The sequence below is a fragment of the Candidatus Pelagibacter sp. HIMB1593 genome (genome assembly GCF_052047755.1).
Lineage (GTDB): Bacteria > Pseudomonadota > Alphaproteobacteria > Pelagibacterales > Pelagibacteraceae > Pelagibacter.
The window spans coordinates 1,011,358-1,024,964 of sequence record NZ_JBNAJK010000001.1 but is presented as its reverse complement, the minus strand read 5'-3'; the positions used below and the strand labels follow the sequence as shown (position 1 = coordinate 1,024,964).

Below are 13,607 nucleotides of genomic sequence, written 5' to 3'. Positions count from 1 at the left end.
TTAACAAACTACTTAAAAGTGTTTGATAGTCAAATTAATAAATTTTAGTCTTGTTTTCCTCTTTATTTATCAGTCGTTTAATATTTTCTCTATGAGTATAAAATATTAAAATAAACATTATCCCAAAAAATATTTCATTTTCTGTTGAATCAAAAATTAACAAATAAATAGGAATTGAGAATGATCCAATCAGTGATGCTAATGACGAAAATTTAGAAATAAAAAAAGTTACAAGCCAACAAATGCCAAAAACTAACCCAAATATTATGTTTATACTACATAATATACCAACATAAGTTGCTACTCCCTTACCACCCTTAAACCTTAACCAAACTGGAAAAACATGACCTAGAAAAGCACATAAAGCTGATACATAAATCAGATCAGGAAAACTTACTTTTACATATAAAACTGGGATAACAGCTTTAACTATATCAAGTATTAAAGTTGAATAACCAATAAATTTATTACCAGTTCTTAGAGCATTTGTTGCTCCAATGTTACCTGATCCAATTTCTCTAATATCTTTTTTTAAAAATATTTTAGTTAATATTAATCCAAAAGGGATAGAACCCATTAGGTAGGAGACAATACCTATTGTCAATAATTCCATTTTTATATCTTAAATAATTCTTTACCTTTTACAAATGTATTGGTTACTTTTCCTTGAAGTTTTTTGTCCTCAATAGACGTATTTTTGGATTTAGAAATTAAATTTTCTTTTTTTACAATCCAAGGTTTATTTATATCAACTATACAAAAGTCAGCATCATTACCAATTGAAAGATTTCCTTTATTGATATTTAAAATTTTAGCTGGATTAGATGTTAGTGCTTGGATTATTGTTTCAAGTTTTACAGATCCATTATGAAATAGTTCCAAACTTAAAGACAATAAAGTTTCTATACCAGACGCACCTGTTGCTGCTTGCGAAAATGTCAATCTTTTTGATTCTTCATCTTCGGGTTTATGATCTGAAACAATGACATCAATTGTTTTATCTTTTAATCCTTGGACTAAAGCCAATCTATCTTCTTCTTTTCTCAATGGCGGAGATAATTTTAAAAATGTTTTAAAATCTCCAATATCATTTTCATTTAAGGAAAGGTTATTTATTGAAACTCCACAAGAAAATTTAATATCATTTTTTCTTTGTTTAATGATTTCTACTGATTTGCCTGATGATAGTTGAGATATGTGATATCGACACTTTGCTTTTTCTAACAATGTTAAATCTCGTTCAATAATTATTCTCTCAGCCACATCTGGTATACTTGATAACCCAAGTTTTGTAGCGATTATACCTGAATTTATCATACCGTTTTTTGCCAACTCATAATCCTCAGCATGTTGCATTATTAGGCATCCTAAATCCTTCGCTGAATTCATTATTCTTGACATTAATCTAGTATTTTGAATTGTCTTTACACCATCTGTAAATGCTACAATCCCTTTACTAGCTAACAATCCAAATTCCGTCATATTTGTTCCCTCTACATTTTGCGTAAGAGATGCGCATGGAAATATATTAATCTTAGATTTATCTCGTCCTCTTCGTTTTAAAAAGTCTACTATTGAAACATTATCAATTACAGGATCTGTATTAGGCATTGTTACCACAGATGTTACTCCTCCAGATAGAGCTGCATTACTTAAAGTTCTAAAATTTTCTTTATACTCATACCCAGGTTCTCCAACAAAAACTCTCATATCGACTAAACCAGGGAATATATGTTTTCCTTTTAAATCAATTGGTTTTTCTCTAGATGGTAAATTATTTGTATTTACTTTTTTTCCTACTGCTTCAATTTTACCTTCTTCACTAACAATTAGTCCTCCATTTTCATTAATTGAATTTTGTGGATCAATTATATTTGCGTTAATAAAGTATTGTTTTTTCATTTATTCACAAAATATTTTTAAACAGGCCATCCTTACAGCAACTCCAAGTTCAACCTGCTCTTTGATTACACTTTTATTTATATCGTCTGCCAATCTAGTATCTATTTCAATACCTCTATTCATTGGGCCAGGATGCATTATTAGCGCATCAGGTTTAGCATGATCTAATTTATCAGGTGTTAAACCGTAATATTCATAATACTCTCTATTTGATGATAAATAAGAACTTGTCATTCTCTCATTTTGTAATCTTAGCATCATTACAATGTCACAATCTTTCAGTCCTTTTTTCATATCGGTAAAAGTATTGACACCAAACCTTTCAATTTCTTTTGGCATCAAATTTGTTGGGGCAACAATATTTACTTCAGCACCAAGCATTGTTAGTAAATAAATATTTGATCTTGCGACTCTGGAATGAAGAATATCTCCACATATAGCAATTTTTAATCCTTCAATTTTTTTCTTTCTATTTCTTATTGTTAAAGCGTCCAGTAATGCTTGAGTAGGGTGCTCACGCCTTCCATCACCTGCATTTAATACTACACAATTTACTTTCTGAGATAACAAATTGCATGCTCCAGAATCTTGATGTCTTATTACAATAATGTCAGGATGCATCGCATTTAGAGTCATTGCTGTATCAATTAAAGTTTCACCTTTTTTAATTGCTGAATTATTCATATTCATTGACATCACATCTGCACCAAGTCTTTTTCCAGCTAACTCAAATGAACTTTGTGTTCTTGTTGATGGTTCAAAAAATAGATTAATTTGAGTTTTGCCTCTAAGAACATCAATTTTTTTGTTCTTACTCTGATTTAATTTAATGAAAGTTTCAGATTCATCTAAAATGTAGTTAATATCACTAACTGATAGATCTTGGATACCTAACAAATGTTTTTGAGAAATTTTAATAGCTTTGATGTTTTTTGCCATTAAAATTAACTCTATAACTATAAAGCCATTGAATGGCAAGGATTAATTATTTAGATAGTCTATGGCTCCCTGAAGAATAAAAGCTGCTGCGTTCTGATCTATATTCTTTTCTCTTTTAGATACATTAACATCTAATTGGCTTGATAAATTAAAAGCCCCAACAGTTGATAGTCTTTCATCCCAAAGACACACATCAACATCTATCTCTTTATCTATATTTTTAGACACATCATTGACTGATTGTGCTGAAGAGCCTGAAGATCCATCCATATTTAAAGGATAACCAATGATAATTGCCTTGATGTCATTCTCTTGAATAATGTTTTTTAACTCTTCAATTAATTCATTATTTTTTGATTTATGTATAGTTTTATAAGGGGTAGCAATTAATTGCTTTTCGTCACAAATTGATACACCAATTCTTTTTGAGCCCAAATCTAAACCTATCAAACGACATTTTTCTGACTGTTTTTTTTTAAATTCTTCTATTGTGATCATGTTGTATATTTTAAACTATAGTGATAGTTTGCGTCATATTTAAATATCATATGAGCATCGATCTTAAAACCATAAAGCACATATCTAAATTATCAAGAATTTCAGTAGATGAGAAAAAAGCTGAAAAACTTGCTAGTGATTTGAATTCGATTTTTGATTTCATTGAAAAACTCAATGAACTTAAAACTGAAAATGTTGAACCACTCACATCAGTGGCTGAAACGACTTTAAAATTAAGACCTGATGAAGTTAAAAGTAAAAATTTAAGGGAACAAATAATAAAAAATTCTCCAAAAGATAATGAAGATTATTTTGTTGTACCAAAAGTTATAGAATAATGTCTGATATAACCAAGCAAACACTTTCTGAATTAGTTAATAATATTAAAGAAAAAAAACTTTCTTCTTCAGAAGTTACCAAAGCTTTTGTTGATAGATCAGAAAAATCAAAAGAATTAAACACATATATTACTGAAGATTTTAGTAATGCTTTAGGAAAAGCTAAAAAATTTGATGACAACCCAAAATTGGATTTAAAATTACCAGGAATACCAATGGCTGTAAAAGATTTATTTTGTACAGCTAATGTAAGAACAACAGCTGGTAGCAAAATATTAAACAATTTTGTACCTACTTATGAGTCTACTGTTACTCAGAATATTTGGCATGAGGGAGCAATTCTTATTGGTAAATTAAATTGCGATGAATTTGCAATGGGATCATCAAATGAAACAAGTTTTTTTGGAAATGTTCAAAATCCGATTGATAAAAATTTAGTTCCAGGTGGTTCATCTGGTGGTTCATCTTCTGCTGTAGCAGCACAATTAACTCCAATTACAATTGGAACTGATACAGGTGGATCTATTAGACAACCGGCGTCATTTACTGGTACAGTGGGTTTAAAACCAACTTATGGTAGTTGTTCAAGATACGGAATAGTTGCTTTTGCATCTTCTCTTGATCAAGCTGGTCCAATGGCTCAAAATGTTCAAGATTGTGCTTTGTTGCAAGAGGTAATTAGCTCATACGATCAAAAAGACTCAACTTCTATTGATTTTAAAAGAAACCAGTACAGCAAAGAATTAACAAAAGACATTAAAGGAAAAAAAATAGGTATACCAAAAGAATATAGAGTTGATGGAATGCCAAAAGAAATTGATGATCTTTGGCAGAAAGGTATTGAGTATGCTAAAGATTGTGGCGCGGAAATAATTGATATTTCTCTTCCACACACAAATTATGCTTTACCAACTTACTATATAGTGGCACCAGCTGAAGCATCTTCTAATCTTGCAAGATATGATGGCGTTAAATATGGCTTTAGGGCTGATGGAGAAAATCTTATTGATATGTATGAAAAAACTAGATCAGAGGGATTTGGAGCCGAAGTTCAAAGAAGAATAATGATAGGCACATATGTTTTATCTTCAGGTTATTACGATGCATATTATTTGAAAGCTCAAAAAGTTAGAAAACTAATTAAAAATGATTTTGATGAAGCGTACAAAACAGTAGATGCAATATTAACGCCATCAACTCCAAGTTCTGCTTTTAAAATTGGTGAAAAAACAAATGACCCAGTTTCAATGTACTTAAACGATATCTTTACCGTTCCTGTAAATTTAGCAGGTTTGCCAGGAATTTCTATTCCAGCTGGTCATGACAGTAAAGGTTATCCTTTAGGTTTACAAATTATTGGAAAAGCATTTGATGAACAAAATATCTTAAATATTGCTTATGCAATGGAAGAAAAAATTAATTTTAAAAATAAAATAACTGATTGGTGGATTAAGTGAGTAAAGAAAAATCAGAATATTTAATTAATAGAAAAGATAATCAATACGAAGTTGTCATTGGTTTAGAAGTTCATGCTCAAGTACTTTCCCAATCAAAGTTATTTTCTACATCAGCTACTAAATTTGGCGCTGAACCAAACACACAGGTAAGTTTAGTAGACGCTGCTTTTCCTGGAATGCTTCCAGTGATTAATGAATTTTGTGTTAAGCAAGCAATTAAAACTGGAATAGGATTAAAAGCTAAAATTAACAAACGATCAGTATTCGATAGAAAAAATTATTTTTATGCTGATTTACCTCAAGGATACCAGATCTCTCAATTTAAGGACCCAATAGTTGGTGAAGGTAAAGTTATTTTGGATATGCCAGATGGTCAAAAAGAGGTTGGTATTGAAAGATTACACTTAGAACAAGATGCGGGTAAAAGTATCCATGATTTAGACCCAAAAAACACCTTTGTTGATTTAAATAGGTCAGGTGTAGCTTTAATGGAAATTGTTAGCAAACCTGATTTAAGATCACCAGAGGAAGTTAATGCTTATATTAAGAAATTAAGATCAATTATGCGATATTTAGGAACTTGTGATGGTAATATGCAGGAAGGATCTTTGAGAGCAGATGTTAATGTTTCTGTAAGAAAAAAAGGAACAAAAGATTTTGGTACTAGATGTGAAATTAAAAACGTTAATTCTATTAAATTCATGCAAATGGCAATTGAATATGAAGCAAATAGACAAGTCGATTTAATTGAAGATGGACAATCTGTTGATCAAGAAACAAGACTTTTTGATACTAAAAAAAATGAAACTAGATCCATGAGATCAAAAGAAGATGCTCATGATTATAGATATTTTCCAGACCCTGATTTATTACCATTAGAAGTTTCTGATAAATTTATCGATCAATTACAATCAGAAATACCAGAGTTACCCGATGAAAAGAAAAAGAGATTTATAGATCAATTTAAATTAACACCATATGAAGCAAATATCATGGTCTCAGATATAGAAACCTCAAAATATTTTGAAGATGTTGTTAAAAAATCAGACGTTAAATTAGCAACAAACTGGATCATAGGTGAATTATTTGCTGTACTTAATGAAAAAAATTTAGAAATAACCGATAGTCCAATTAGTGCCGGTAATTTATCAAAATTAATTAATTTAATTAAGGATGGAACAATTTCTGGAAAAATTGCAAAAACTGTTTTTGAACAAATGATGGAAGGGGACAAGGATCCTAAAAAAATTGTTGAAGAAAAAGGTTTAAAACAAGAAAGTGATCCAAAAGCTTTAGAGGCTTTAATTGATAAAGTAATTGATAGCAATAGAGATAAAGCTACTGAATATAAATCTGGTAAAGTTAAATTATTTGGCTTCTTTGTTGGACAAGTAATGAAAGTTTCAGGTGGAAAAGCTAACCCTCAGCTAGTAAATGAGATTTTAAAGAAAAAACTTTAGGTTCATGGGCTCAGACCTAAAAATTAGCACTAAAATTCAAGAGTACATTTTAAATAATGGACTAGATCTTCATTCAGTTCAAAAAGAGATTATTTCTTATAATGAGTCCTTGGGAGATATTAAAAGGATGCAAATATCTATCTCACAATCTCAATTTTTACACTTAATAGTAAAAACATCTAATGTTAAAAAAATCCTAGAGATTGGAACTTTTACTGGCTTAAGTGCTTTGTCAATGGCTCTTGCTTTACCAGAAGATGGTAGAATTATTGCTTTAGACAAAAATCAAGAAACTAACGAAATTGCAATAAAATTTTTTGAAAAAGCAAAACAAAGTCATAAAATTCAAACAATAATTAAACCTGCTTTAGAAAGTTTGAGCGAAATAAAAGAAAATGATTTTGATTTAATTTTTATCGATGCTGATAAGAAAAATTATAAAGAATATTATGAAAAATCTTTAATATTTTTAAAGAAAAATGGCTTAATAATAATTGATAATGTTCTATGGTACGGTCAAATTGTTGATGAAAATAGTGATGATAAAATCACTTTAACTATAAAAGATTTTAATAATTATATTTCTAAAGATAAAAGAGTTGAAAAAATTATAGTTCCATTAGGTGATGGTATGACAGTTTGTAGAAAATTATAATGTTTGATGTTTTTGGATTTTATAAGTTTATTAAAATTTCTTATTTAAAGAAAAATCAAAAAATACTTCAAGATCAATTATTGAATAAAAACATACGAGGAACAATTATTATTTCCAAGGAAGGATTAAATGGAACAATTTCTGGAAAAAAAAAAGATATTAAATTGATTAAAGATTATTTGCACAAATTATTTAAATTTGAAAAATTTGATAGCATTAACAATTCAAAAAGCTCTTTTCAGCCATTTCATAAACCAAAAGTAAAAATTAAAAAAGAAGTGGTTCCAATGAATTTAAGTTTAAAAAAGAGAATTAAAAAAAAAGATAGTCATGTTAACCCTCAAAAGTGGAACTCTTTAATAAAAGACAAAAAAACAGTCTTAATTGATGCAAGAAAACCTTTTGAATATAAAGTTGGAACTTTTAAAGGTTCAATTAATCCAGATGTAGATAATTTTCGAGATTTTCCAAAATATCTTAAAAAATTAAAAAAAAATCAACCTATTGCTATGTTTTGTACTGGAGGCATTAGGTGTGAAAAAGCGTCAGTTTTTTTGGAAAACAAAGGCTACAATAATGTCTACCAATTAAAGGGTGGTATTTTAAATTATTTAAAAAAAACAGACCCAAAAAAAAGCTTATGGAAAGGTGAGTGCTTCGTATTTGATAACAGAATTAGTTTAAAGCATGGTTTGAAAATAGGTTCTTACTCAATGTGTAGTGGTTGTAGAAAACCAATTTCTCCAAAAGATAAAAAATCTAAAAAATATGAAGAAGGTGTTTCTTGTCCAAATTGTCACGATAATTTAACAAATGATCAAAAATCAAGATTTAGAATGAGACAAAAACAAATTAACCTTGCCAAAAAAACTGGAAAAAGTCATATCTTTCAAAAAGAATATTAAAATATTTTTAGTTTAAAGAAATGAATTTATTAAAAGATGACGTCTCTCAACTTATAAAAAAACTTGCAATACCAGCAAGTGTTGGAACATTATTTCAAACATTGTACACTTTAGTTGATACTTTTTATGCTGGGAAAATTTCACCTGAAGCTTTATCTGCTTTAAGTAAATCCTTTCCAATCTACTTTCTAATTATCGCTACATCTATTGGTGTCACTGTTGCGGGCACTTCATTAATTGGAAGTAGTATTGGAGAAAAAAATGAAAAAAATGTATTAGGTTATTTTACAAATATCATTCTTTATTCAGTAATAATTTCAATAATTGTATCAATAATTGGCTTTAGTTTTTCTGAAAAATTATTTTTAACCATGAATTCATCGAGAGAGGTAATTACTCTTGGCCTTGAGTATACTAATGTAATATTTTATGGAACTATTCTCTTTATTCTAGTTGTTGCATTAAACTCATTTCTTCATGCTGAGGGAGATACAGTTACATATAGAAATGCTCTTATATTATCTTTTTTTTTAAACATTTTATTAAATCCAATATTTATATTTGGATTTTTATTTATCCCAGCTTTTGGTGTTGCGGGTATAGGTTATGCAACTTTGATTGCCCAATTTCTTTCTCTAATAATCGTTTTAATTAAATTGTTAAAAAATAAACGTATTAAAGAGATCACTATTCAAAATTTTAAGATTAAATTTTTCTACATTAAAAACATTTTCTTCCAATCAATGCCAATCACAATAGCTATTCTTGGGTACTCAATTGCTGCAACGATTGTATTTACTTATGTTGCATTTACAGGAGAATATGCCGTTGCTGGTTATGGAGCAGCAACAAGGATAGAGCAGGTTGTCTTACTGCCTGTATTAGGGATAAATACAGCAATAATATCAATTATTGCACAGAATATAGGTGCGAAATATTATGATAGAGTAAAGCAATCTTATTTTACATCTGTAAAATACGGCTTGATTATAATGTTAGCGTCTGGAGTATTGGTGTTTGTAACTGCAGATTTAATGCCAAAATTTTTCTCATCTAACACGGAAGTTATTGAATATGGGTCAATGTATTTAAAAATTTCTGCATTTATCTTACCAGCATACCCAATTTTTTTTCTATCAAATGGTTTTTTTATGGCTTTAAAAAAATCTGAGAAAGCAATGATTAACAATATATTAAGGAATGTTTTGGTTCCATTTTTATCTTATTATATAGCACGTTCTATTGATGCAGACTTTAAAACTTTCTTTTATATCTGGGCAATATTGCAATGGTTAATATCAATCTTACTATTCTTTTATGTTAAATATTATATTAACAATAAATTAACTACCGGTTAATGTTTTATACAAAAAAGAAATTGATAATTTTGATAATTATTTCATCTATATTTTTTATACTTACATATAAAGATGTAAGATCTGAAAATTTAAATAAAATATCAGGTTTTGCTAAAGTTGTTGACGGAGATACAATTAAGATCAATTCAAAAAAAATTAGATTATACGGTATTGATGCACCTGAAAAAAAACAAAAATGTAAAAAAACTTATTTAACAATATCTTTTATGTCTTTAACTAAAGATTATATGTGTGGAGAAGTATCTACTCAAAAGTTAATTAAAAAGATTAATAATCAAAAATTGAATTGTAATGTTATAGACGTTGATAGGTATAAAAGGTTAATAGGTGAGTGTTTTAAAAGAAATATAAATTTAAATTCTTGGATGGTTTCAAATGGTTATGCAGTAGCATATAGAAAGTATTCTAAAAAATATGTTTCATATGAAATTAATGCCAAAAAAAATAAATTAGGTATTTGGCAAGGTAAATTTGAAATGCCGTGGGATTATAGGCGTAAAAATTAGTCTTTATAATCTTGAAGAGCTATCTTCCATCCATTCCCAAAGGTGTTCAGCAAATGATCTTCTAACAAATAAATTAACTAAATCTTTGTCTTTATTGTGAATAATAACATCTATATGATTTAGCAAAGTTTGAGTTGTTGACCCTTTTTTTTCACGAAATAAGTTAAAATTAAAAGGACATCCTGAGGAAAAAAGTTCATATATTTTTTCACCTTTTATCTCTAATTGAACAAATTGGTCAGTTACATCAGTTACTGCCCCTAATGATGTTTTTGAAATGTTATTAAATAATAGATCATTTAATTGGTATGTATTGTTTTCTTTGCTAGTAGTCTCATTTGATACAATCATCCATTCATCTGGACTTAACCATATCGCAGTAAGTTTATCACTAGATGAGGATGTATTCGCCTCAGTTGGCAAAATCATATTTAAAGTTTTTCCTACATTTGTAAAAAATTCTCGTGTTTTACCTCTTAAATTTAATTTCATTATTGGTGCAATTTCTTTTATGGAAACACCGTTGTTATTAATTTCACTATTTGTTACTTGATTATAACTAAGCATTTAATCTTTCATTAGTTTGATCAAAAAAAACTGGATTTGAAACAGTTACATTAATTGTTTTATCTTCCATAGGAATAAATAGTTTTTTACCCATCATATCTTTTCCACCTCTGACAACGGCTAGGGCTATAGATTTATTTAAATTTGGACTAAAGTAACTTGATGTAACATGACCAAGCATTTCAACAGGTTTTTTATCTAGTTCAGAAACAATTTGTGCTCCTTCTTCTAATACAACCTCAGGGTCATCTGTTAACAATCCCACCAATTGTTTTCTGTCTTCTCTCATAGTATCGGATCTGTATAGAGATCTTTTGCCAATAAAATCATATTTCTTTTTACTAACAATCCAATCCATTTGTAAATCTATTGGAGTCATTGTTCCATCTGTATCTTGGCCAACAATAATAAAACCTTTTTCAGCTCTTAGTAAGTGCATCGTTTCCGTACCATAAGGAGTAATATTAAATTCTTTACCAGCCTCTATACATTTCTCCCATAGAGCTTTTCCATAACTTGCTTGCACGTTAATTTCAAAACTTTGTTCTCCTGTGAAACTTATTCTCATAATTCTGCAAACAATACTTCCAATTTTTGCTTCTTTAAATGACATGTGTGGAAAATTTTCATCAGACAAATCTAAATCAGGAATAATTTTTTTAAGAATTTTTTTACTATTAGGGCCACACAAACTTGCTGTAGCAAATTGATCTGTAACTGAAGTTAAATACACATCTAATTCTGGCCATTCAGTTTGAAGATAATCCTCTAATTTTCCAAGAACGTTTGCTGCACCACCAGTTGTTGTTGTCATTAGATAGTGATTTTCACCTAATCGCGTCGTAACACCATCGTCATATACCATACCATCTTCATTTAACATTAAACCATATCTACATTTGCCAATACCAAGTTTTGACCATGCGTTTGTATAAACTCTATTTAAAAACTCTGAGGCATCACTTCCTTGTATATCAATCTTACCAAGTGTGGACGCATCCAATATTCCTGAACTTTCTCTTACAGCTTTGCTTTCTCTTTGAACTGCTTGATGCATAGTTTCACCATTCATAGGGTAGTACCAAGCTCTTTTCCATTGACCAACATTTTCAAATTCTGCTTTTTGTTCAACATGCCAATCATTCATAGGCGTTCTTCTAAAAATATCAAAAAACTTACCAACATTACGTCCTACAATTGTTCCAAATGTTAAAGGAGTGTATGGAGGTCTAAAAGTAGTCGTTCCAAGTTCTCCCATCTTAACACCTGCTGTATCTGCTATTATTCCCAAAGCATGCATATTTCCTAATTTTCCTTGATCAGTTCCCATCCCAGTTGTTGTATATCTTTTGACATGTTCAATAGATCTGAAACCCTCTCTTAGAGCTAATTTTATATCCTTTGCAGTTGCATCATTTTGATAATCAACAAAAGGCTTAGTTTTGCCTAAAGCTTTATCAGATGGTAATAACCATATGTTTCTTTTTGAAATCTCTTGGTTGTTATTAACAGTAATATTTTCAAAATCTGTTTTATTTATATCTAAAAAATCTTTTAGTTTTTCATTTAAGTTTTTAAATATTTCATCAAGTTTAAAATCACCACAACAAGATCCAACACTTATTTGATCTAAATTATTTTTATTTGGAATAAATATTTTTTTGTCCTCATCAAAAGCAAGTTTGCTACCTGACTGAGTATATAGATGAACAGCTGGAGTCCATCCACCAGCAACCCCTAAACAATCGCATGAAATAGAAATTTTATTTCCAGTTACTGAAGTTCCATCATTTGATAGTTTCATTATTGAGACGTTGTTTAATCTTTTATAACCAAAGGTATCAACAACTGTATGTTCCCAGTATATTTTTATACCTGCATTAATAACTCTTTTTTCTAAATTTGTTTCTGATTGCTTTCTAATATCAACTATTGCTTCAACTTTGATACCTTTATCGTTTAATGAAAGTGCACTTTCATATGCACTGTCATTATTTGTAAAAAATACAATCTTACTACCACAGGCTACACCATAAAAATCACTATATTTTTTAATTGCAGAAGAAAGCATTATTCCAGGTCTATCATTATTATTAAATACCATCGGTCTTTCCAAAGCACCTGTTGCCAAAATTACCTTCTTTGCTCTAATTTTAAGTAACCTTTGTCTAATTTTATTTGTCTTATCTTTTTTTTCTAAATGATCTGTTAAGTTCTCTCTTGCAAGCAAATAATTATATTGATGGTAGGCAGCAACACTTGTTCTAGTTTTTATTTCTAAATTTTTAATATTTTTAAGTTCTTCAATTTCTTTTTTTAACCATTCAGATGAAATTTTATTATCAATTTTATTACTTTCATTGTTTTCATAAATAGTTGATCCTCCTAATTCATTTTTTTCATCTAAAAGTAAAGTTTTGTAATTATTCTTCGCAGCATTTTTAGCTGCTAGAATTCCAGATATACCTGCGCCAACTACAAGAACATCACAATGAATATTTCTGTGATCGTAAATGTCAGGATCTTTTAACGTTGGTGATTTTCCTAATCCTGCTGAGTGTCTTATAAAGTATTCATATTTTTCCCAGAAGCTTGCAGGCCACATAAATGTTTTGTAATAAAATCCTGCTGGAAGTAGGGGTGATAAAAAATTATTTATTCCACCAATATCAAAGTTTACACTTGGCCAGCAATTTTGACTTGATGCCTCCATTCCTTCATATATTTCAACTTCAGTTGCCCTAACATTTGGTTCAGTTCTATTAGTATTTGGATTAATTTGAACAATTGCATTTGGCTCCTCAGAACCTGATGTCATTATACCTCTTGGTCTATGGTATTTAAAACTCCTACCTACTAAATGAACATTATTTGCTAATAAAGCAGAAGCAAGAGTGTCTCCTTTAAATCCATAATAAGTTGTACCATTAAATTTAAACGAAACTCTTGTTGTTTCATCAATATATTGACTAGATTTAACTCTTAAATTTTCTGACATTTG

13 protein-coding genes are annotated in these 13,607 nt (G+C 29.2%); 7 read left to right on the top strand and 6 right to left on the bottom strand.

The window, feature by feature from the left end:
* Positions 1-34: 34 nt before the first annotated feature.
* Genes plsY through ruvX form a run of 4 tightly spaced genes read right to left on the bottom strand, consistent with a single transcriptional unit; the run spans position 35 to position 3,339 of the window.
* The gene (plsY, locus tag ACTTA0_RS05405) at positions 35-613 is read right to left on the bottom strand and encodes a glycerol-3-phosphate 1-O-acyltransferase PlsY (protein ID WP_440676368.1); all 579 of its coding nucleotides are present in this window, start codon (positions 611-613) and stop codon (positions 35-37) included.
* Positions 614-615: 2 nt separating this feature from the next.
* The gene (gene pyrC, locus ACTTA0_RS05400; protein WP_440676367.1) at positions 616-1,902 is read right to left on the bottom strand and encodes a dihydroorotase; all 1,287 of its coding nucleotides are present in this window, start codon (positions 1,900-1,902) and stop codon (positions 616-618) included.
* Complete coding sequence (locus ACTTA0_RS05395; RefSeq protein ID WP_440676366.1) at positions 1,903-2,841, bottom strand: aspartate carbamoyltransferase catalytic subunit; 939 nt, start codon at positions 2,839-2,841, stop codon at positions 1,903-1,905.
* Positions 2,842-2,883: 42 nt separating this feature from the next.
* The gene (gene ruvX / locus ACTTA0_RS05390) at positions 2,884-3,339 is read right to left on the bottom strand and encodes a Holliday junction resolvase RuvX (RefSeq protein WP_440634565.1); all 456 of its coding nucleotides are present in this window, start codon (positions 3,337-3,339) and stop codon (positions 2,884-2,886) included.
* A gap of 50 nt (positions 3,340-3,389) precedes the next feature.
* Between ruvX and gatC the strand changes: the two genes are divergently transcribed.
* Genes gatC through ACTTA0_RS05355 form a run of 7 tightly spaced genes read left to right on the top strand, consistent with a single transcriptional unit; the run spans position 3,390 to position 10,039 of the window.
* Positions 3,390-3,677, top strand: coding sequence for an Asp-tRNA(Asn)/Glu-tRNA(Gln) amidotransferase subunit GatC (gatC, locus tag ACTTA0_RS05385; protein WP_075506772.1), 288 nt, complete (start codon positions 3,390-3,392; stop codon positions 3,675-3,677).
* The gene (gene gatA / locus ACTTA0_RS05380; protein ID WP_440676365.1) at positions 3,677-5,134 is read left to right on the top strand and encodes an Asp-tRNA(Asn)/Glu-tRNA(Gln) amidotransferase subunit GatA; all 1,458 of its coding nucleotides are present in this window, start codon (positions 3,677-3,679) and stop codon (positions 5,132-5,134) included. Before gatC ends, gatA begins: the two co-directional genes overlap by 1 nt.
* Entirely contained in the window at positions 5,131-6,594 is a 1,464-nt protein-coding gene (gene gatB, locus ACTTA0_RS05375; protein WP_440676364.1) for an Asp-tRNA(Asn)/Glu-tRNA(Gln) amidotransferase subunit GatB, read from the top strand. The genes gatA and gatB overlap by 4 nt, the downstream gene beginning before the upstream one ends.
* Before the next feature lie 4 nt (positions 6,595-6,598).
* Positions 6,599-7,249 carry an O-methyltransferase gene (locus ACTTA0_RS05370; RefSeq protein ID WP_440676363.1) on the top strand — a complete coding sequence of 217 codons (651 nt, stop codon included), beginning with the start codon at positions 6,599-6,601 and terminating at the stop codon, positions 7,247-7,249.
* On the top strand, positions 7,249-8,154 hold the full coding sequence (gene trhO, locus ACTTA0_RS05365) for an oxygen-dependent tRNA uridine(34) hydroxylase TrhO (RefSeq protein WP_440676362.1): 906 nt from the start codon (positions 7,249-7,251) through the stop codon (positions 8,152-8,154). Before ACTTA0_RS05370 ends, trhO begins: the two co-directional genes overlap by 1 nt.
* A 20-nt stretch (positions 8,155-8,174) precedes the next feature.
* Positions 8,175-9,512, top strand: coding sequence for an MATE family efflux transporter (locus ACTTA0_RS05360; RefSeq protein WP_440676361.1), 1,338 nt, complete (start codon positions 8,175-8,177; stop codon positions 9,510-9,512).
* Complete coding sequence (locus ACTTA0_RS05355) at positions 9,512-10,039, top strand: thermonuclease family protein (protein ID WP_440676360.1); 528 nt, start codon at positions 9,512-9,514, stop codon at positions 10,037-10,039. Before ACTTA0_RS05360 ends, ACTTA0_RS05355 begins: the two co-directional genes overlap by 1 nt.
* Positions 10,040-10,042: 3 nt before the next feature.
* On the opposite strand, the gene ACTTA0_RS05350 is transcribed toward ACTTA0_RS05355, so the two are convergent.
* Positions 10,043-10,606 (bottom strand): sarcosine oxidase subunit gamma, encoded by a 564-nt coding sequence (locus ACTTA0_RS05350; RefSeq protein WP_440676359.1) that lies wholly within the window; start codon positions 10,604-10,606, stop codon positions 10,043-10,045.
* Positions 10,599-13,604 carry a sarcosine oxidase subunit alpha family protein gene (locus ACTTA0_RS05345; protein WP_440676358.1) on the bottom strand — a complete coding sequence of 1,002 codons (3,006 nt, stop codon included), beginning with the start codon at positions 13,602-13,604 and terminating at the stop codon, positions 10,599-10,601. Before ACTTA0_RS05345 ends, ACTTA0_RS05350 begins: the two co-directional genes overlap by 8 nt.
* Positions 13,605-13,607: the final 3 nt, after the last annotated feature.